Origin of the sequence: Chryseobacterium sp. AG844 (assembly GCF_003182335.1) — a bacterium.
In the GTDB taxonomy this organism is placed as follows: Bacteria; Bacteroidota; Bacteroidia; order Flavobacteriales; family Weeksellaceae; genus Chryseobacterium; species Chryseobacterium cupriresistens.
In genome coordinates, this window is the sequence record NZ_QGTV01000001.1 from 169695 (window position 1) to 191739 (window position 22045).

The 22045-nt window shown below is 35.5% G+C and carries 17 protein-coding genes; 12 read left to right on the forward strand and 5 right to left on the reverse strand.

The features are described 5' to 3' along the window. Window positions 1-206 precede the first annotated feature (206 nt). The 10 genes from DEU40_RS00735 to DEU40_RS00780 all read left to right on the forward strand — a co-directional run bounded on the left by DEU40_RS00735 (window position 207) and on the right by DEU40_RS00780 (window position 13328). Window positions 207-755 carry a glycine zipper domain-containing protein gene (locus DEU40_RS00735; RefSeq protein ID WP_110008078.1) on the forward strand — a complete coding sequence of 183 codons (549 nt, stop codon included), beginning with the start codon at window positions 207-209 and terminating at the stop codon, window positions 753-755. Window positions 756-810: 55 nt separating this feature from the next. After that, window positions 811-2445, forward strand: a complete 1635-nt coding sequence (locus DEU40_RS00740; protein WP_228406416.1) for an LIC_10190 family membrane protein — start codon at window positions 811-813, stop codon at window positions 2443-2445. Window positions 2446-2495: 50 nt separating this feature from the next. Beyond that, a complete protein-coding gene (gene aroC / locus DEU40_RS00745) occupies window positions 2496-3566 on the forward strand; it encodes a chorismate synthase (protein WP_110008079.1) in 1071 nt (356 codons plus the stop codon). A gap of 17 nt (window positions 3567-3583) precedes the next feature. After that, window positions 3584-4147 (forward strand): thioredoxin family protein, encoded by a 564-nt coding sequence (locus DEU40_RS00750; protein WP_110008080.1) that lies wholly within the window; start codon window positions 3584-3586, stop codon window positions 4145-4147. A gap of 9 nt (window positions 4148-4156) precedes the next feature. Next, window positions 4157-4696 (forward strand): TlpA family protein disulfide reductase, encoded by a 540-nt coding sequence (locus DEU40_RS00755; protein ID WP_110008081.1) that lies wholly within the window; start codon window positions 4157-4159, stop codon window positions 4694-4696. 82 nt (window positions 4697-4778) lie between these two features. Next, window positions 4779-5120: a YkvA family protein gene (locus tag DEU40_RS00760; RefSeq protein ID WP_110008082.1), complete on the forward strand. Its 342-nt coding sequence runs from the start codon at window positions 4779-4781 to the stop codon at window positions 5118-5120. Window positions 5121-5345: 225 nt separating this feature from the next. Beyond that, window positions 5346-7973, forward strand: a complete 2628-nt coding sequence (locus DEU40_RS00765; protein ID WP_110008083.1) for a hypothetical protein — start codon at window positions 5346-5348, stop codon at window positions 7971-7973. A 4-nt stretch (window positions 7974-7977) separates the two neighbouring features. Beyond that, window positions 7978-8853 (forward strand): hypothetical protein, encoded by an 876-nt coding sequence (locus tag DEU40_RS00770; protein WP_110008084.1) that lies wholly within the window; start codon window positions 7978-7980, stop codon window positions 8851-8853. A 219-nt stretch (window positions 8854-9072) separates the two neighbouring features. Next, window positions 9073-10452, forward strand: a complete 1380-nt coding sequence (pyrF, locus tag DEU40_RS00775; protein ID WP_110008085.1) for an orotidine-5'-phosphate decarboxylase — start codon at window positions 9073-9075, stop codon at window positions 10450-10452. A gap of 53 nt (window positions 10453-10505) precedes the next feature. Continuing rightward, window positions 10506-13328, forward strand: a complete 2823-nt coding sequence (locus tag DEU40_RS00780) for an aminopeptidase (RefSeq protein WP_228406417.1) — start codon at window positions 10506-10508, stop codon at window positions 13326-13328. A 63-nt stretch (window positions 13329-13391) separates the two neighbouring features. Here DEU40_RS00780 and DEU40_RS00785 read toward each other — a convergent pair whose 3' ends face one another. Next, a complete protein-coding gene (locus tag DEU40_RS00785; protein ID WP_110008313.1) occupies window positions 13392-14201 on the reverse strand; it encodes a T9SS type A sorting domain-containing protein in 810 nt (269 codons plus the stop codon). Window positions 14202-14354: 153 nt separating this feature from the next. Next, on the reverse strand, window positions 14355-15128 hold the full coding sequence (locus DEU40_RS00790; protein WP_110008087.1) for a T9SS type A sorting domain-containing protein: 774 nt from the start codon (window positions 15126-15128) through the stop codon (window positions 14355-14357). A 154-nt stretch (window positions 15129-15282) separates the two neighbouring features. Here DEU40_RS00790 and DEU40_RS00795 point away from each other — a divergent pair, with 154 nt between their 5' ends. Further along, window positions 15283-18510 (forward strand): hypothetical protein, encoded by a 3228-nt coding sequence (locus DEU40_RS00795; protein WP_110008088.1) that lies wholly within the window; start codon window positions 15283-15285, stop codon window positions 18508-18510. Between the two features lie 146 nt (window positions 18511-18656). Beyond that, window positions 18657-19652: a tRNA dihydrouridine synthase DusB gene (dusB, locus tag DEU40_RS00800; RefSeq protein WP_110008089.1), complete on the forward strand. Its 996-nt coding sequence runs from the start codon at window positions 18657-18659 to the stop codon at window positions 19650-19652. A gap of 52 nt (window positions 19653-19704) precedes the next feature. Here the strand turns inward: dusB and deoC are convergent, their stop codons facing one another. Genes deoC through DEU40_RS00815 form a run of 3 tightly spaced genes read right to left on the reverse strand, consistent with a single transcriptional unit; the run spans window position 19705 to window position 21886 of the window. Next, on the reverse strand, window positions 19705-20448 hold the full coding sequence (gene deoC, locus DEU40_RS00805) for a deoxyribose-phosphate aldolase (RefSeq protein WP_110008090.1): 744 nt from the start codon (window positions 20446-20448) through the stop codon (window positions 19705-19707). Between the two features lie 4 nt (window positions 20449-20452). After that, window positions 20453-20923 (reverse strand): Lrp/AsnC ligand binding domain-containing protein, encoded by a 471-nt coding sequence (locus tag DEU40_RS00810; protein ID WP_002976659.1) that lies wholly within the window; start codon window positions 20921-20923, stop codon window positions 20453-20455. A 27-nt stretch (window positions 20924-20950) separates the two neighbouring features. Further along, the gene (locus tag DEU40_RS00815; protein WP_110008091.1) at window positions 20951-21886 is read right to left on the reverse strand and encodes an endonuclease/exonuclease/phosphatase family protein; all 936 of its coding nucleotides are present in this window, start codon (window positions 21884-21886) and stop codon (window positions 20951-20953) included. Window positions 21887-22045 lie beyond the last annotated feature (159 nt).

Genomic DNA, 22045 nt, shown 5'->3' on the forward strand with positions numbered 1-22045 from the left:
ATATGAATTTAATAAAAACTATTAATGAAATAAAATTTAAAAATATTCCTGAAACCCTGCATTAACAATATAAAATTCATCATTATTCAAAATCATTTTCCTTTTAACTATTAATTTTAACACTCGTTAACTAAAATTTGGCTCTATAATTGAAAATACAACTAAAATTAAAAGTCAATTGACTTTATTGTATTAAAATTTGAATTATGAGAAAGATAGTATTAGCAGGTTTTTTATCCGTCTTTTTAATGACGGCCTGCAAGAAAGATGACCGTGTTGCAGAAAAGTCGCTGGAAGCACAGAAACTTGAGTTTCAGGCCAGACAACTTGAAATAGAAAAACAAAAACTGGCTATTGAAAAAGAAAAAATGGTGTACGAAGCCCAGAAAAAAGCAGACAGTATATCAGAAAGCAAAAAATCAAGAGCTGCTGCTGAAAATAATTCAAAACCACAGGTGATCAGAGAAACACGAACAGTATATAGAGACAGAAGCTCAAACTCTGGTTCAGGCAGCAACGGAAGCTATGCCGATAACGGAAGTGGTACTTCACAGGGAACCACACAGAAAAAAGGATGGAGTAAGGCTGCCAAAGGAACTGTTATTGGTACCGTAGGTGGAGCAGCTGTCGGAGCGATAGTGGCTAAGAAAAACAGAGGCCTTGGTGCTGTCATAGGTGGTGTTGTAGGAGGTGCTACAGGATATACTATTGGTAGATCACAGGATAGAAAAGACGGACGAGTACAACCCCGTTAATAAATATTTTAATGATAAAATACAAAGATTGCTTACTTTTAAGCAATCTTTTTTTATGATACTGATTCTGTTTTCATCCATTTTCATCATTCCTGTCCTGATGGGCTGGGGAAAGATCATGGAAAATATATGGGGAGTTCTGTTTCAGGGAATTTCAGGGAAAATTTTATCCGGAATCCTGGGATTAAGTCTGATATGGACAGTTATCTCATTTTTCACTCCCTTGAATATCAATATAGAAATACCTTCCATACTCTCAGGGCTATTCTTTTTCTTTAAAAACAAACTTTATCAGAATTTCTATAAGCTTACAAAAAAAGATTTTAAAGTATTAAGTGTAAGTTCTCTGGTTATTATATTCGCAGGTTCTTTTTATCCTTATATATTGGATCATTTCGGATATTATATTCCTACGTTGAAATGGCTCACAGAATATGGTCTGGTAAAGGGAATTTCTAATGTAGACCTCACCTTAGGGCAAATGTCTGTCTGGCATATCTTTCAGGCTGGGTTTTCTAATTTCTCTGACCCTTTCTTTAGAATCAATACCGTGCTGCTTATCATCTACAGTATTTATAGTATTGAAAAGAAAAACTGGATACATCTATGTTTCCTACCGGTATTACTGCTGTTTTCACAGTCTCCAAGCCCTGATCTTCCTGTTATTATTTTTTCATTGATTATTTTAAATGAGATCATGACAGGGAACAGAAATTCCACTTTCCTTTTTACATTTTCAGTATTTGTTTTTGCCATAAAACCAACCATGATATGGCTGCCTGTATTGACATTCCTAAGTTCAGTTTTTATTTTTAAAACCCATTTCAAATCCTTCTTTTCAGGAATAATCATTTTACTGCTTTTCTTCATTAAAAATATCTGGACATTTGGATACCCGGTTTTTCCGATAGCAATAGGCGATATAGGAGTAGCCTGGAAGCCTGATCCGGAGGTTTTAAAAATCTCCTCACAATTTGCCATTATGAAAACGTATGATATGCAGTACACGTATGAAGAAATCCAGAAATTTTCAACTGCAGATTATATCAGAAACTGGTTTTCTCTGGAAGGAATCAAATCCAAAATCAACATTCTTTTTGTTTTGAGCTTAGTCATTTTCACTGTCTTTACCTTAGTAAAAAAGAAAAAGCTCACCACCCTGATCTGTCTTTCATTATTGATAAAGAGTATATTAGTTCTTATTTTTTCAGCCCAATACAGATTTTTCACAGATGTCTTTTTCGTGATATTCTTTGTTATTTTCCATGAATATTTTGATCAGAAAAAAGCTGTTATTGTTTTCTCAATTTTAAGCGTATTTTTTATTTCCATTTTATCTTTCCCGGAATTTATCCAGAGATATCTTCCAAGTTTCAGATCCGGAAACTTCATGAAAGGATTTGAAAAAGAACAGATATACAAGCCTGCAACGTATGAATATCAGCAGTTTCATACATTTAAGGTAGGAAATTTTAAATTTAATATGGTTCACCATTATCCTTATAGTTTTGACACACCGCTTCCGGCCATCACTCCGGCTTATTTTTTCGATAATGTAAAGGCCGGTATTTTTCCACAACTCTCGGATAAAAATGATATCAAAAAAGGATTTATCAGGAAAAAGATGACCTCAGAAGAAAAAGAGGAAGTCCAAAAGGTTATCAATACTATCGAAAACACTGATAAATAGAACAAATCCAGAAACTTTATTATCTGAAGAAAAAAAGGTAATTTTGTATCATGTTCAACACATTAGGTAATCTTCTTAGTCTTACAACATTTGGAGAAAGTCACGGAGTGGCTTATGGCGGTATCATCAATAATTTTCCGGCAGGTTTAGCGGTAGATCTCGATAAAGTTCAGTATGAACTGAACCGAAGAAAACCTGGCCAGTCGGCAATCGTTACACAAAGAAAGGAAAGCGACACGGTAAAGTTTCTTTCCGGAATCTTTGATGGCAAAACAACAGGTACGCCCATCGGTTTTATCATTGAAAATGAAAATCAGAAATCTAAAGATTATGATCACATAGCTGGCGCATATCGTCCAAGCCATGCTGATTATACTTATGACCAGAAATTTGGTTTCAGGGATCATCGTGGCGGCGGAAAATCTTCTGCAAGAGAAACAATGAACTGGGTAGTGGCAGGAGCCCTTGCCAAACAACTTTTACCCAACATTGAAATCAATGCTTACGTTTCTTCCGTAGGTGATATTTTCTGTGAAAAGCCTTATCAGGCTTTAGACTTCTCCCAAACAGAGAGCAATGATGTTCGTTGTCCGGATACTGAAACGGCAGAAAAGATGATTGCAAGAATCAAGGAGATCAAAAAAGAAGGAAACACAATCGGAGGAACCATCACCTGTGTGATTAAAAATGTTCCTGTAGGAATAGGTGAACCCATATTTTCAAAGCTTCAGGCTGAACTGGCAAAAGCAATGCTGAACATCAATGCCTGCAAAGGATTTGAATATGGAAGTGGTTTCTGTGGTGCTAAAATGACAGGAAAAGAACATAATGATGCTTTCAATACAGATTTTACAACAAAATCTAACCTTTCAGGAGGTATTCAGGGTGGAATTTCCAATGGAATGGACATCTATTTCCGCGTAGCTTTCAAACCTGTAGCTACTATTCTGAGACCTCAGGACAGTATTGATAAAGACGGAAATCCAGTCATTGTAGAAGGAAAAGGACGCCACGATCCTTGTGTCGTTCCAAGAGCCGTTCCTGTAGTGGAAAGTCTGGCTGCGTTTGTACTGGCAGATCTGTTTTTGATCAACAAAACAAGAAACATCAATAATTTTTAACATAAATATTTTTGGTAATGAAAAATTACTGGGATAAAGGAATTTCGTTTGAAGAATATCTTCAGATTGCAAAAGAAAGATTAGAAAATCCTGCCAACCAACAGGAAGCTGACTATAAACAATATTACGAGCTGGGTCTTCAGAGAATGGACCGAACGGTAAAAAAGTACGTTCCGGATGAGGATCAGCTGAAAGAACTTGCTGCCAAAAACTTTGACGGAAAAATTCTGATTATTTCCGAAGCATGGTGTGGAGACGCAAGTGCAACAGTACCTGCTCTTTTCAGATTTTTTGAAGGACATAATGAAGTAAGAGTTTTTCTGAGAGACAATGATAAAAGCTTAATCAACCAATTTTTAACGAACGGTACGGAATCCATTCCGAAAGTCCTTATCCTTGACAAAGACCTGAATGTAAAAAATTCATGGGGGCCACGTCCCAAATATGGATATGAGCTTCTGATGAAATATAAAGCTGATCCTGAAGCGTATCCAAAAGATACTTTCTACAATGATCTGCAGATATATTATGCCAAAAACAGAGGTAAAGATGCTGTTCAGGAAATTTTAGGCCTGCTATAAAAAAGTGATATGAAAAAAAATGTCATTTATCTTGTAATTATTGCCATCATAGGTGTGGTTGCCTTCGTACCCGGAATAAGAAACTCTCTGAAAGATGCATTCTTTCCTGTAGCCACTATTGAAAATGCTGTTCACATCAGTGAAGAGGATTATGATATAGAACTTAAAGGCATTAATGCACCAAGCACCAATCTTAAGAATTTTAAAGATAAAGGGGTTTTTCTGAACTTCTGGGGAACATGGTGCCCACCTTGCAGAAAAGAATGGCCTTCTATTCAGAAACTTTATGATACAAGAAAAGATCATGTTGATTTTGTTTTAATTGCCATGAATGATAAAGAAGAGGATGTAAGGAAGTTTTTGAAAGAAAACAACTATACTGTTCCGGTATATATTGCTCAAAGTCCTATTTCTGAGAAAATTCTTCCAAAGGTATTTCCTACCACTTTCCTACTGGATAAAAACGGAAGAATCCTTATTAAAGAGGATGCTACAAAAGACTGGAACACAGAGACTGTGCATCAGTTCATTGACAATATTATCAAATAATATTTTAACTAAATTTTATAATTTGTTGGTACAGGATTTGCGAATTTTATAGCGTTGAAAAATTTATTAATCCAAACACAAAATGAAATATTCAAAATTAAATCTTGCAAAAGAAGCCATCAATCATAAGGGCTTTATCAAAAAGATCCCTGATATTTTCAGAATGGTTAAAATGTGGAGAAAAGGTATTTATCCAATGAAATCCATAGACATTATTCTTCCTTTACTGGGGATTTTATATGTACTCTCTCCTATTGACCTCCTTCCTGAATTTGTTATACCAGTTCTTGGAGTTATGGATGACCTGGCAGTATTGTCACTTACCATTCCTAAGCTCATCAAAGAGGTTGACAAATTTTTATTGTGGGAAGCCCAGCAGAAATATAGCGGTACCCAAGTCATTGATGCTGAAATTGTAAAATAACAGTTTATTATATTTTTAACACCATCCCGGCCAATCCGGGATGTTTTTTTATATCACTATACGAAGATTTTTTTTACTTTTGTTTTTGAACAAACACAAGAACAAAATGAAAAAGAATGTAACCCTGTATGAGGATATAATCCTTCATCCTCTCCTACAATTTAATCTGAAAAGTAATCCTGTCTCTATGGCTTTCAGCTGAAAGCTATTTAAATTCTATAAGCCATGACAGGGAATATTGCCGGGGATCAGAATCCTCGGGTTGGAACAGTGTGTTCCTACGAAATAAAGCCTTCAGGACTTTCATTTGTACTGAATGGAGACTATGAATGGTATCTTTATAAGAAACAGAAAAACGGAAGCTGGAAAGACATCACCGGAAAGCCAAAGACCGGTGAAAAGGTAACATACAACTTTGGGGAAATAGCGCTGGGAGTAGAATTTCAAATAAAAGTCTATGAGATTAAAAAAGGGCTTTTACCTGGTTTTCCCGTTACCAAGGAACTTGCTGGCAGCCTTACAATAGTTCCTATCAGCAACAAGGTTCCAAAGATTGATAAAGTAGTACTCTTCAACAGAGGAGCAAAAGATTTCAATACAGCCAGCTACCGTGATACTCTTATTGCGCAGGCTCACTGCATCGCGATGTTTAATAAAGAAATTGAATTTCACCTTTGGGAAGATGACGCTTCTGGAAAAGGACACGATGCCAGTATTAACCAAAACAACCGTCACACACGCAGCTACAAGGCTCGCGTCAATGAAAAAGGAATTGCGGAAGTATCTATTCATTTAATATCTGATGAAAAAATCCTTCGTCAGATGGCCAATCAGTTTCTAATGCAAGGAGACAGAAATGAAGGCACTAATCATGAGTATTATGTTACGGCTACTTACTCCAGGAAAATTCAGGGAGCCAGCCAGGTGAATGTAGAGGTAGCCAACCCTGATTATAAAGGGCAGCCTCAAAATCAACCCAAACCCAAGCCGCAACCTGAGAAACACACACCAAAATTCCCGGCCGGACAAGGAGGTGGTCCCAAACAACCGGATCCTAAAGGCAATATTATAGAAGCTGTTTTCATAGATGACACAGGAAAAGAGCTTTCCAAAGTAGGTGTAGGAGATAAAGTAAGGGTAAGAATTCACACCAAGAATATGGTGGGAAAACACATCCAATATGTTATCTGGAAATATGATTCCACATCCACTCATGATGTTTATAGAAGTGCAATGATTAAAATACCCGCAGATATTTGTGACACTTCAGGATTTGTCATTACCAAAGATATTTTTGAAAAAGGAACAGGCTCTGCTACCGGCGGTCCGGATTACTATACCCAAAACTATTTTATAGAAATTATCTCCAAGGATCTTTCTGCAGAATCTCAGAAATTTGGGGTAAATTCGGAAGGACTGATGGAAATGGAGAAGGTGAAGAGTGTGGTGGGGGTGCAGAAGCAGCCAGAACCTAATAATTCAAAAGACAAAAAATGTCCGCGATGTAAAAAGCTTACAGAAGATGAATTGAAGAGAGTATTTCCAGCAGCCGATTCAAAGTTAATTACTGAAATTGTTAAATCGTTTAATGAATATTGCGTTAAATTTAATATAAATACCTGTACCCTAAAAGCACACTTTTTTGCTCAAGCTAAACAAGAAAGTTCTGATTCTTTATTACCCGCTATAAATGGTGAAAGTATGAACTATTCTGTAAATGGATTGTTAAACACAGGACTAAAAAACGTATCTTCCAAATACAAATTTGGAACTAAAACAGGACTAGAAATGGCTAAAGACCTGGGAAGAAAAGAAGGAGAAAGTACATTATCTTTAGACAGACAAATTAAAATTGCTAATTTTATTTATGGTTTGAACCCTAAAGCTAAAGATTTAGGAAATAAGGCTCCAGCAGACAATAAAAACTTAGAAGAAGCAAATAATGAGGGATGGAGATATAGAGGGAGAGGTATGTTGCAAATCACGGGAAAACATAATTATACTGAAATAGAAAATCATGTAAATTCTGTTCTTGGTAAAAATATTCTAGATATTAAAGCAGGTAGAAAATATGATTCTAAATTTACACCGACAGAAGCTTTACTATCTGGGCTTGGGGATTGGAGCTTTCATAAAATGTACATACCTGCTAAAATAGGAGTTACAAAAGAAGTTTGTTTAGAGGTTATAAAACTTATTAATAGTGCAACTAAATCTAAGACAAAAAGAATAGCTTATTTAATTGGAGGAAACTGGTACCCAGATGATGATACGACAAAAAAAGCTCACACAATTAAGAAGGAAGATTCAATGAAGGTCATATTTCGAGTAGATGACTGCTTATTAAATAAAGAAACAGAGCCTCTTAATACTACTGCAGCAAAAATTGTAATAAAATTTGGCGAAAATGCCGACAAGTCTGCAGTTAGCGAAAAGTCATTAAATATTCTAAGAGAAGTCGGAGAAAAAACTAAAAATTATCTCATAACCATTACTAGTACTGCAAGAGACCCATATAATCAAGCAAGAGTAATGTATGATAATATCGTAAAAAAAGGAATGAAAGAACAAAGAAATATTTATAAAGCTTCAGGACAAAAAGTACTAGACATATATGACAATGCTAAAGCCAAAGGAAAAAATAAGCAGGAAATAATCAAAGAAATGGAAGCAAAAATAAAAGAGCTTGGCCCCAAGACCGTATCAAAACACTGTGAAGATCCGAAAGTGACAAATGTATTAGATATAACTCAAGCTATGAGTCATCCAAAAGATTTTAAAAACGAGATTGCTTCCAGAGTTGATAAAGTATTAGATGAGAACGGTTGTTATCACATTGAAATAAAACAATAATTTTATGAAAAATATATTTTTAATATTTTTTTTAGCAATATTTACTTGCTTTTTTTCTATTTCATGCAAAAAATACGAAAATATTGCTATTACAACTAAAGCTAAAGACACTTTATTTTTAAAGGAGAATACTATTTTATTTATAACTCCAAGCGAGAAAAAAACTGAAGAATTAAAAAAACAACATGGAGAAGATTTTTATACAATTGCAGATGATGCTAATTACTATTACTCAAATGCAACAGAATATTTAGATTCTTTAAAAATAAAATATGCAAATTATAATAAAAATGAGGTAATAGCTTTCAAAGAAGGCTTAAAAACAAAAATAATTACTCCACAAAAAAGCAGCTGGTATTCAATACTCTATAAAGATAAAAAAGCAAAAGTCGTTGACCTGATTAATTTTAAAAAAGAGTATAATATATTTTATAAATCTTCAATCGAAGAAAATAAAAGTTTAAAAATGTGGTATGGAACATATTTAAACTCTGATTCTGAAAGTCTTGATTCATATGAAACTATTATTCACAAAATAGGCTGGTACAAATTATCTATAAAAACAGATGAAATTACTTTTGAAAGTGATCGAAGAATGGAATCAGAATTTCCCACTGAATCTCCGGGGGGCCTTTATATTAATTATGTTTGTAATTATAAAATCGAAGGCGATACTATAAAACTTTTTGAAAAAAAAGATTCTACCCACAAAAAACCTTTTGAAATTGAAAATACAACAGTTAAACCTGTTTTATTATTATTTAAAAAAAATAACAAATTTTATGGTATATCTGAAGATATTACAGAATCAGAAAATCTCAATAATGCTGTGAGAGGCAAGGGAAAATCACCATATCTTTTTAAAAAATTTGATAAATAAATTATTAAGTATTATCTGATAAAAAAGGCAATAATCTTCTCTATGAGAGTAATATGATTATTAACAGTTTAATTTAAAAATAAAAAATATATTAACTTAATGATCAAAACAATCTAACACCATCCCGGTCAATCCGGGATGGTTTTTTGTTTACAAATGAGTGATAAATTTTTAAGCCTTATTTCAATTCCTTAAATTTGCAATATCTAATAAAAAATAATGGAAAGTAAAAAAGAATTCTTCTTAGAGTGTTACAAACTAGGCATCATCAAATTCGGCAGGTTTACCCTGAAAAGCGGTATTGAAAGTCCTTTTTATGTAGACCTGAGACCTTTGGCTTCAGATCCTAAAATTTTAAAAAATCTTGCTAATTATTTATTGGAAATGCTTCCGTTAGATAATTTTGATTTAATCTGTGGAGTTCCTTATGCTGCTCTTCCTATGGCTACAGCAATGTCTCTGGAAAGCTATATTCCATTAATTATTAAAAGAAAAGAAGCAAAAAGCTACGGTACCAAGAAGCTGATTGAAGGAATTTACCAGAAAGGACAAAACTGTCTTTTGGTAGAAGATGTGATCACTTCAGGAAAATCTTTGCTGGAAACCATTCCTGAAATAGAACAGGAAGATCTTAAAGTTTCAGACATTGTGGTGGTACTTGACAGAGAGCAGGGAGGAAAACAATTATTGGAAAGCAAAGGATACAGAGTACACACCCTTTTCAATATTTCGGAAGTATGCAATATTCTTCAGGAAACTGGTGAATTGTCAGATGAAGAAGTAAAAAGAATTCAGGACTTCCTTCAGGGAAATCATATTCAGTTTGAAGAGAAAACAAGATCTTCTTATGAACAGAAACTTCAGGTAACACAGCATTCCGTTTCAAAAAAATTACTGGAAACAGCTTTGGCAAAAAAATCAAACCTTATTGCCTCTGCAGATGTTACTACAACTCAGGAGCTGTTGGAACTTGCTGAAAAAGTAGGTCCGCATATTATTGCTTTAAAAACGCATATCGATATTATTTCTGATTTTGAATACGAAAAAACAATTACTCCTTTAAAAGCTATTGCTGCAAAACACCAGTTCTTACTGATGGAAGACAGAAAATTTGCTGATATCGGAAATACACAGGAACTTCAGTTCACAAGCGGAGTTTTCAAAATTACAGATTGGGCAGATTTTGTAACTTCTCAGGTAATCGGAGGTTTTGAATCATTAGACTGTTTCAAAAATGTAGGAGTGGTAGCCATTGTTGGAATGTCTTCCAAAGGAGCTCTGACAACTGCAAGCTATCGTGAGGAAGCTTTAAAAGTGGCTTTATCTCATCCTAATGTAATTGGTGGTGTATCTCAGAATAAAATTCCTGAGGATCTGCTATTGTTCACTCCTGGGGTAAACCTTGCAGATTCAGGAGATGGCAAAGGACAGCAGTACAACACACCGGAACATGTTTTCAAAACACTGCACACAGATTTTATCATCGTAGGAAGAGGAATCTACCAATCCAATGATCCTGAAGCATCTGCCATCACTTATAAAACAGAAGGATGGAATGCTTATATTAATTCTTTGGAAAAAAAAGCAATTCAAGGTTAAAATGCTATAAAGTATATCCAAAATAAGTTATATTTGAGCTTTATCACGAATATTTGAAAAAGATCAGCATTTGCCTTATTTTGTTATGGGGAGTTGTACAGGTTTCTGCACAGACAGACAGTATATACATTGAAACAAAACTGTCTCCTGACAAAAAAAACCTTGAGGTCCGCCAGGAAATTGTTTATTACAATCACTCCGGAAAAGACCTTCAAACCGTAAAACTCCTGAATTGGGTTGCCGCGTACAATAAACGGGGAACTTCTTTAGTCTACAGAAAACTGGAAGACCGGAATAATGATTTGCATTTTGCAAAAAAAGACCAATTGGGAAAACTTCTGGAACTGAACATTAAAAATTCTGAAAATGAAGCCCTTCCTGTCAATACCCTCTCAGATGAAAATCTTTTTATTCCTCTGAAAAATGTATTAAAACCCGGCGAAAGCGTCACTCTACAGTTGCAATACAGGATGCAGCTTCCCGATAAAACTTTTACGGGATACGGAACATCCGCTCAGAATACGGTATTAAAATATTTCTTTATTGTTCCGGATCATTTTGATCCGGACAATATTTCCAGAAGAAATTATCACGATATTGAGGAACAGGTAAGCTTTAATACTTTCTGGACCGTCAATTTTGATATCCCTGTGAACAGTTTTGTTGAAGGTAACCTTCCTCAGGTTCAGATGAACTCATTTAAGGGCTATCTCGATTCTGATCCTGAGTTTTTAATTTCTCCGACAGCATTTCAATCCATAAAAACCAATGTTGACGGAGAGGAAATCGAAATCAAATTTGGATATAATCTGAAACCGGATGAAAAACAAAATCTGGAGTTTTATCTTCCTTTACAATTAAAATTCATTAAAGAACGCATCGGGTACCTTCCGAAAAGTATTTTTATCTCAGATAAATTCAGAGCCAAAGAAGACTTTTTCGGGAATAATGATATTACTTTCTGGAAATTCAGATTCCGCCTGTTTACCGAGACCGAAAAAACCGATATGGATTATTTCGGGATCATTGCCAAGAAAATTCTTGACGAAGGCGTTATTGCAGATAAAGAAAAAGACCACTGGTTTAAAAATGGTTTAAAGTCTTATCTTGAAATTCAGTATCTCAAAAAATTCTACGCTGATACGAAACTTTTAGGGACACTTCCGGAGACCAGAATCTTTGGACTTAAACCATTAAAGTTATTCCACGCCTCCAAAGTAAAACTTCTGGACCGCTACGGACTTTCCTATCAGTATATTATGCTGCAGAACCTTGATCAGAAAATTGATGAACATTTCCCTGTTCTGAGTAATTTCAATGATATGGCCATCAGCAGCTTTGAAACAGGAAGCCTTTTCAACTACTCGGCAGACAAAATGGGATATGAACAATTCGATGGTATTCTAAAAAATTATATTGCTCAGAATTCCGGAAAAAAAATTAATCCTGAAGAATTTCTGTCATCTCTTTCTGAAAACAATACATCGACAGCCTACCTTTCCAACTTTTTCAAACAAAAGAACAGGGTTGATTTTAAATTGAAAAACATTAGAAAAGATAATGACTCTCTGCAAATAAAAATTGTAAAAAATACAGATATTTCTATTCCTGTAAAGCTGGAAACAGAAACCAGAGAAGGAGAAAAGAAAGCGTATTGGATAGACACGGAGGAAAATGAACGTACCACCAGCCTGTCGCTTCCTGCATCAGAGAATATTTATAAAACCACCTTAAACAGTGGCTATATTTTCCCTGAATCCAATTACAGAGACAACTTCCTGTATGCGAAAGGTTTATTTTCCAATGCAAAAAAAATTAAACTTAAATTAATAAAAGATATTCCCAACCCGGAATACAATGAGATTTACATCAGCCCAAGGGTGCGTTTCAACAATACATATGATAAATTTCTTCTGGGAGCCAATTTTAAAAATCAATCTTTCTTTGACCAGAAATTCCTGTATTCGGTGACTCCAACCTATAGTACCGGAACAGGGAAACTTACCGGTTCGGGAGCTGTCTCCTATTCTATTCTGCCTGCAGAAAGCATTATCAGAAGTCTTACATTCGGGGTTTCCGGTTCTTATTTTCATTATGATTATGATCTTGCCTACAGAAAGACCTCTATATCTTCTTCTATTAACTTCAGAAAAAACCCAAGAAGTACAGTAGGCAGAAGTCTGGGAGTTTCCTATAATTATTTTGAAAGGGATCTGAGTCCTAAGATGATTGCCAATAATGATTACAGTAAATATAACCTCTGGAGTATCGGGTATGGCTATAGTGACAGCCAGATGATTCATGAAAAAAGCTTCAGCCTGAGCACCCAGGGAATGGAAGATTTCAATAAAATAACGGCTGAAGGCTTTTACAGATGGGAATTCGCTCCCAAACAAAAGCTGAGCTTACGTTTATTTGCCGGGTATTTCTTAAGAAACAACACCAGAAATAACCTCTTCGACTACGGGATTTCCAGGGTTTCCAACTATTCATTCTCTTATACGCTTTTGGGAGAAAGTGCCAGCAGCGGTCTTCTTTCCCAGCAGTTTATATTAGCTGATGGTGGTTTTAAATCCTTTCTTCCGGGAACAGTGAATCAATGGATTACGTCTGCCAATGTAGATTCAAGCGTATGGAAAATATTCCACGTATATGCAGATGCCGGAGTTTATAAAAACAAAGATCTTCCCGCCAAATTCATCTGGGACACCGGGGTTAAAGTAAGAATCATCCCCGATTTTCTGGAAGTTTATTTTCCGATACAATCGTCTTTAGGATTTGAACCTTCATTCAAAGATTATGGGAAGCGTATCAGATACACTTTAATTCTTAATCTCGGATCCATTATTAATGCAGCGAGAAGAGGTTGGTATTAAGTAAGATTCTGAAAAATAAAAAATAAGGACAACCTGCTATCGGTTGTCCTTTCTTATTTAAAACTAATCTTTTATTATTTTCTGTGAGATCGGAATATTGTTAATGGTTCCCGTCACAATATAAGTTCCTTTTGGAAGCTCTGCAATATCAAGAGTTGAGGCCAGCTTAGTAGGTGATTTTTTAACGACCTGTCTGAATGTATCGTAAACTTTCACATCTTTCACCTCAGTTCCGAACACTACTTTACTGTCTTTTATGAATGGATTCTGTACAAAACCTGATTTCACACTTCCTTCAAGAGAAAAGTCTGCCATATTATCATTACTTCCTACTAAATTTCTTCTGATAGCCGTGGTTGTAGTGGGAGATGGAGCCGGCCCGTCTCCTTTAAACTGATCAGCATTGGATCCGTACCCTACAAAATCCAGAACATTGGATGCAGAAGGTCCTGTGACCTGCACTATATTTCCCGCTAATGCAACTTTTCCTGATACGTTGGAAATTTTTAATCCGGAAGATTTATTGGGAGTTCCGTCAAAATTTACGATTGTTGTTGCAATAAAATCCGGTGTTGGCAGATTTTCAACACCACCTTCAATCGCTGATTCCTGAATCAAATAGGTTTCTTCAGGTCCTAATGTCAAATCCGGAAGTGTATGATATTCTGTAAAAGCACCTATCGCCGGAGCATATTGAATACTTGCTCCCGTCAAAGAAACCAAAGTAGTTCCGATATTTTTAAGGACGATATAATTATTCTTCAATATAGCCCCTGAATTGGCACTCCCGCCATAGATCTCATTGATCACAATCTGAGCATTTGAAAAAGAAGCTAATAATGTAAGTCCGGCAAGAGTAAAGATTTTTTTCATCGTATTAATTTTAGAAATGGATTGATCATAAAACATCAAAAACAATACCACCAAATTAAAAAATATATAGGATACAAAAACTTAAAAATCAGCAAACAATCACAAAAACAGCCACTTCGTTGAAGCGGCTGTTTATATTTTATTAATAAAAGATTAGTCTTTAAGTACTTTCTGAGAAACCGGTCGATTGTTTACTGTACCTGTAACGATATAGTTTCCTTTTGCCAATTCAGCAACACTTACAGATTCGTTTTGTTTTACTGAAGTTTCTTTTACAAGTTGTCCGAACATATTGAACACTTTTACGTCTTTTACATCAGATCCGAAAACGATTTCGTTATTTTTAACAAAAGAGTTCTTTACAAAGTTGGCTGATTTTACATTTTTAGTATCAAGAACAGCAAGAGTTCCTGTGCTTACAATGATATCATCAATAAAGAATCTGTTATTGGCAGCTGCAGATCCTTCAAATGTAAGAGTTACAGCTCCGGTAGCGCCTGTAATATTTACGGTATAGTTAGAAAAAGCTCCTTTTACAATAGTTACGCTTGCCTGATCAAGAGTAGCACCTGTTGCAGATATATTTAAAGTACTTTTTTCACTAGCCCCATCCCATGCACCTGCTCTGAATGTTAACGTAGCTGATCCTGTTAAATTAAAAGTTGGAGTAGTAATTGACCCTTTTAGACTACTTGTACCTGCCTTAAGACATCCGTTTCCTTTATAAATTTTAGTAAAAGTCCAGTTTCCGCCAGTTGTATAAGAGCTGGATCCATCAGCAAATCCACTTGATGCAATGCCTCCACTCCAAGCACCATCATTTCCTCCTGTTCCTGTTACATCATCAAATGTAGCACTGAAGGCTGTTTGTGCAAAAATTCCACTTGCTAACATTACTGTAGCAAATAACGAATAAAGTTTTTTCATGATTTAAATTTTTTGTTATTAATAATTTTTTTCCGTAACAAAACTACATTCTAATTTTTTTTCAGGGACAATAAAGAGGTTAAGTTTTTGTTAATAATAGTTGACCTCTTAATGTTAACATTTTTTAATTATTTTTACGAATTATTTTTAAAAGTTGCGGAATTTTGTCATTCTATTCGTTTTGTTCTTCGTAGGCATATTTTCAGGAAATGCTCAGGTATTTTCATGGAAAAATCCCAACGTGCCTGAAGACAGCATCAAAAGAGACAGTATTCTTGCGGCAAAGCTGGAGCAGGACATCTTTGCAAAGGACACGCTGGATTTCATAAGAACGCACAATAAGATCATTATTGATGAAGCCGTACTGGCAAAAAATGATAAAAAGCGATTTTTAGGAGAGCTTAATTCAAAAGGATCTATTATCCGTGGGATTACTTTTGGTAACAACCAGGGACAGTCTGTACAAAGTTCCATGGATCTTCAGATCTCAGGGCGGTTATCCAAAGATGTTACTATTTTAGCAAGTATTTCAGATCATAACCTGCCGATTCAGGCTGATGGTTATACCCAGACTTTGGAGGAGTTTGACAAAATCTATATGCAGCTTAATATCAAGGATAAATCTATCCTCAGAGCAGGGCATCTTGACCTTGTGGAAGCTAAAAATTATTTTGCCAAATACCAGAGGAGAAGTATGGGACTTCAATTCCAGACAGAATTCGGGAAGGAAAACAAGACATTCCTAGATATCTCTGCAGGGGTTGCACGAAGTGAATTCCACAGAATCCGTTTTCAGGGGGTTGAAGGTAACCAGGGACCTTACCGTCTGACAGGTAAGAACGGTGAACAGTTTATTACACTGATCTCCGGTTCTGAACAGGTTTTTATTGATGGAATTCTGATGAAGCGTGGTGAAAACCAGGATTATATCATCAATTACAACACCGGTGAAGTTACCTTTACCAGTTTCCGTCCTATTTTTCAGCAGAATTTCATCACGATTTCTTATAACTATGCCAACAGGAACTATTCAAGGTATTTGTTTACGGGAAAGCTTGAGCATCAGAGAGAAAAATTCAAGGTGGGATTCAACTGGTTCATGGAAAATGACAATAAGAACGCACCTCTTTCTTTAAACCTTTCTAAAGAAGATGAGCAGATTCTGGCTGATGCCGGAAATAATCCTGACCTGATGTATGCCCCTTCAGGAGTTGTAACCGAATATGATGTCAATAAAATTTTATACAAATTAAGTCCCACAGGTAATTTCTATGAATATTCTAAGGATTCGAGTTTAACACTTTATCAGGTTTCTTTTACTTATTTCGGAGCTAATCAGGGAGACTATAAAATAGCACAGACCACCAACAACGGGCGTGTTTTTGAATATGTAGGTCCTAATGGCGGAGATTACAGAGCGATAAGAAAACTTCCTTCTCCCCAGAAATCACAGGTGTACTCTCTGAACTCTGAATATTTGCTGAATGAGGGAAAAATAGGTGCAGATATCTCTTTGAGTAACTATGATGTCAATTTATTTTCATCAAAAGATTCTGATCAGAACATCGGCTATGCATGGCGTATTTTTGGAAATAAGAGCTTTACAAAAAACACATGGAAAGGAACTCCAAGCTTTGAATATCAATATATAGACAGACAGTTTCATATTCTTGACCGTATCAATGATGTAGAATTCTCCAGAGATTTCAACCTTACCCAGGAATTCAATAAAAAGACCCAAAACAGATTTATCTTCAGCTTTTTAAACAAATGGAATAATAAATCTACGCTGAATTACCGCATCAATTATCTGAATGAACAGGATTCTTACAAAGGGATTAAAAACGACCTTGACTTCGGCTGGCTAACGGGAAAATTCTTTACTAAAGGTAACCTGTCTTATCTGAGCACCAATGCTACTCTTCAGGATACAAAATTCATCCGTGGCGGAGTTTCAACAGAGTTTACCGGTAAAAAAGGAAGCTGGGCCATTGGTGGAAGCATGGAACACAACGAGAAGAAGTACAACGATACCCAGCTTATGGATGTCACTAGTTTCAGCTGGAAAGAAATCTTTTTACAAAAGAAAATCGGTGACAGCACAAGAACCAAATTATTGGCAAAAGTATATATGAGGGATAACGACTCTGTACGTGATAACAGGCTTCAGAATATGAACAATATTCTGGGGATCATGGCTGAAAGTCAGATTATCAAAACCGAAAGAACCAGTTTAAATGCTCTAATTCATTACCGAAAATTCTTCTACGCAGGGGCGGAAGGTGAAGTAACCCGTAATAATGATTTCGTTGTCGGAAACATCTTATACAACCAGCAGCTATTCAGAAACGGGATGCGTCTTCAGGCTTTCTATGAGCTGGGGAACGGGCAGGAAGCACAGAGGGAATTCCAGTACATCAAAGTTACAGACGGACAAGGAGTTTATAAATGGACGGATTATAACGGAGACGGCGTTCAGCAGCTGGACGAATTTGAAATTGCGGAATATTCCGATCTTGCCCAATACATCCGTGTCTATACCAATTCTGTACGCTATATTCCTTCCAATAAAAATAAATTACAGTTGGCCTTATTTGTCAATCCGGCCATTGTTTTCAACTCTGAGAATGGATTTTTAAAACGTTGGAATTTTAATATTTCATTAAATTCTCAAAACTCTTTCTACAAAAAGGAAAAAGTACTTGTGCTGAACCCTTTTGAAAAGAACAGTGATCAGATCCTTAAAAATCAGAATATTCTGGCTTCCGTACAGTTTAATCCAACCGATAAATCAGGCTGGAACGGAAATTACCGGTTCATTACCAATGACAATCTTATCAATGCCAATTTCAGTAATGAAGAACGTGAGCAGACTTCTCATTTCCTGAACATAGGATATTGGTTCAATAAAGAATTCAGGGTGGATTGGGAAAACTCGGTTCATGATATCCAAAACTCTTCACAGTTATTTAAAACAAGAGATTATCGTCTGAATAATTTTGAAACCAAGCCTAAAGCAACTTATAAATTCACCGATGCTATTCAGGCTGAATTATCTTCTGCTTTCCGTCAGAAACAAAGATTGGATGGCGAAGAACTTCTTAAGGCTTTTGATGTTACAGGAACCATACAGTGGGAGCGAAGAAAAACGTCTATCCGTGGAAACTTCTCATTTATCAATAACGATTTTACAGGAAACAATTTCAGTATTGTAGGAAATCAGATGCTGGATGGGCTTAAACCCGGAAAAAACCAGGTGTGGAGTGTATTTATCCAGCAGGCTATCAACTCATTCATCCAGCTGAATCTTAATTACGAAGGAAGAAATTCCGGCGACCGTACCATTCATATCGGAAGTATGCAGGTAAAAGCAAGCTTCTAACAATGGAAGACTGGAAGTGGGTAGACAATCAACTCTTTCACCATTTTAATGCCTTTTTCTACGCTTCAGAATCTAAACAAAGCAATCATTTATGCTGATAGATAATATCATATTTATGAATGTTCAGAATTTCGTAAATTTGCACCATGATAAAAATAGGCAACATAGAACTGCCGGAATTTCCGCTTTTGCTGGCTCCGATGGAAGACGTAAGTGATCCTCCGTTCAGACGTTTGTGTAAAATGCATGGTGCAGATTTAATGTATTCGGAATTTATTTCTTCCGAAGGGTTGATTCGTGACGCTATCAAGAGCCGTAAAAAGCTGGATATTTTCGATTATGAAAGACCCGTTGGGATACAGATTTTTGGTGGAGACGAAGAAGCTATGGCCATGTCTGCAAGAATTGTTGAAACGGTAAATCCGGATCTGGTAGACATTAATTTCGGATGTCCGGTAAAAAAAGTTGTCTGCAAGGGAGCAGGTGCTGGTGTTTTGAAAGATATCGACCTTATGGTACGTCTTACAAAAGCTGTTGTAAGCTCTACTCATCTTCCAGTTACTGTAAAAACCCGTTTAGGATGGGACAGTACCAGCATTAATATTGATGAAGTAGCAGAACGCCTTCAGGAAACAGGAATTAAAGCGCTTACGATACATGCAAGAACCCGCGCTCAAATGTACAAGGGTGAAGCAGACTGGGAACATATTTCAAGGATTAAACAAAATCCAAATATTGAGATCCCGATTTTTGGAAATGGTGATATCGATTCTGCGGAAAAAGCATTAGAATATAAGCAAAAGTATGCCTGTGACGGTATTATGATCGGTCGTGCTGCTATTGGATATCCATGGATTTTTAATGAGATCAAGCATTTCTTTAAAACAGGAGAGCATTTACCTGAGCCAACCATTTCAGACCGTTTACTGGCTGTTCGCCAGCACGCAGAATGGAGTGCAGAATGGAAAGGAGAAAGATTAGGATTGGTTGAAATGAGACAACATTACAGCAACTATTTCCGAGGAATTCCTCATTTCAAGGAGTTCAGAAAAAAATTCCTGGAAGTTTTCACTATGGAAGAAATGGACAGCCTGATCAAAGAAACCCAACAGTTCTACGAAGAATATCAGGCACAGCTATAAAATAAAAACCATCAGCAAAACTGATGGTTTTTTTTATATTAAGAATCTGATATTAATATCCTTCTGATGAAGATTCGTTTTTAATTAATCCCAGAGCTGAAGAAGTTCCAATTCTTTTAACTCCCATTCTGATCATTTTCTCAGCATCTTCGGGAGTTCTTACTCCTCCTGCTGCTTTTACGGGAAGTTTTCCGGCGTTGCTCAGCATAATTGTTATTCCTTCAAAGGTTGCTCCGTTAGGCTTTCCTTCGGCAGTCTGATAAAATCCTGTTGATGACTTGACAAAAATTTTCGGCAACTCATTTTCAGAAAAATTCTCCTCTGCCCAGGTAGAAATCTTTTTAGTAAGATCGGCAATTTGTTCATCAGTTAATGCAGCAATTTCAATAATCCATTTTGCAATTTTATGATGCTCAAGAGATAATGTTGTACATTTTACAAATTCTTCTCTTACCAGTTCTATATCTCCCTGTAGATAAGCTGTATAATTAATAACAAAATCCAGTTCATCTGCTCCGTCATCTATTGCTTTTGAAGCTTCTGCAAGCTTTTCATCAATAGAATACGTTCCTTCGTGGAAACCTATTACAGTTCCTACTACAACATTTGAATTTCTTTCCTGAATATATTTCTTCACCTCCGATACATAATCCGGACGAATCATCACGGCAAAAATACCATTATCTATTGCTTCCTGAGCAAGTTCTTTATCTTTTTGAAGTGTTTCTTCGTGGGAAATACCTGATTGTTCTGGGGTTTTCAGGTAAGTTGAATCCAAATATTGGGCTATGTTCATGTTGTTATACTTTCAATTGTCTGTAAATACCTTGTTCCAAAGATATAAAAGTTTCTGTTCTGGTTACCCCCTTCAGCTTTTGGAGCTTACTAAGGATCTGCATTAAGTGATCATTGTCTTTACAAAGAACTTTCAGAAAAATAGTATAATTTCCTGTCGTATAGTGGGCTTCCACTACTTCGTTGATATCATGCAAAGACTTTACCACCTCAGGATAATGGCTTGGCTGATCTAAAAATACACCAATGTAGGAAATTACTTTGTATCCAATTTTCTTAGGATTAAGAAATGATATTGAATTTTCAATAACTCCTGCATGTTCGAGTTTTTTGATTCTTTGATGCACTGCAGTGGTGGAAATTCCGACATTTTTTGAAATGTGGGCTAAAGAAGTTTTAGCATTATCCATCAACATGTAGATGATTTCTTTGTCAATAGAATCTAAATGGTAGCTTGTGTTGCTCGAATTTTTCATTTTCTACTTTTTTATTATTTATGTTTTTTAATGTAAATTTTTAAATTTTACAAAAACCGGAAAGTGATCGCTATATCCTCCTAAATACCGCGTACCAGCATAAGTTCGGAAAGGCCGTCCTTCAAAATTTCTGGTTCTGCTGCGGATTTTTTCAGAATTAAAAATATGGGCATCCTGAAAAGCCAGCGTCTTATTATCAAGTAAAGATCTTGACATAATGATCTGATCATACAGCAATCCAGATTTATAATGAAAAGTAGAATAATTTCTTGTAGAAAACAATTGTTGAAAAGGGTTCATTAAAACCTTCTCACGGTCATTGTCATAGAGAATCTGTACTAAATTTTCATCATCCGGGTTTTCGTTAAAATCACCACACAAGATAACATGCTCTTTGTCAGCATTTACAATTTTCATAATCCGTTCCCGGACTTCATTCAATATAAAGGTTCTTTTTGGTTTATTGATATCTTTTTCGCGTTTAGAGGGAAGATGCGCGATAAAGACATTAATAATTTCCCCTTTATATCTGACTTTTGAAAAAAGTACGTCTCTGGTTGTGTCGTAATTTTCTGTGTTTTTATTTACTATTTCAAAAAAGAAAGTAATGGTTTCTGAATCGATTACCTCTACTTTATTTTTATCATATAACATGGCTACGTCCACTTTTCTTTCATCCATGGAATTATAATGTACAATTCCATATTCTGAATTAAAGGGTTCCATCTCCACAAGATCTTCCAAGACTTTCCTTCCGGAAACTTCAGATAATCCTATTAAAAATGGTAATACATCATTTTCCTCCTTCATCAGCTGAAATACGTGTGAGATTTTGAAAAGCTTGTTTCTATATCTCTTTTCATCCCAATTCCTTAATCCTGACCGGGTAGGATCTAATTTATGGACAGGTTTCGGATCGGGCAAAAATAAATTTTCAACATTATAAAAAGAGAACAGCTCCATCTACACTAATTTCTATACTTTTAATTTAATATGTCCTTTTTACTTTAAGATGTAAATTTATTATTTTTTTTCAAATTTTCGTGATTTACCTCCAAAACAGTAAATCAATTTCCAATAAAAAACAATTCAAATATAGTAAAAAATACTAACGAAATAAAC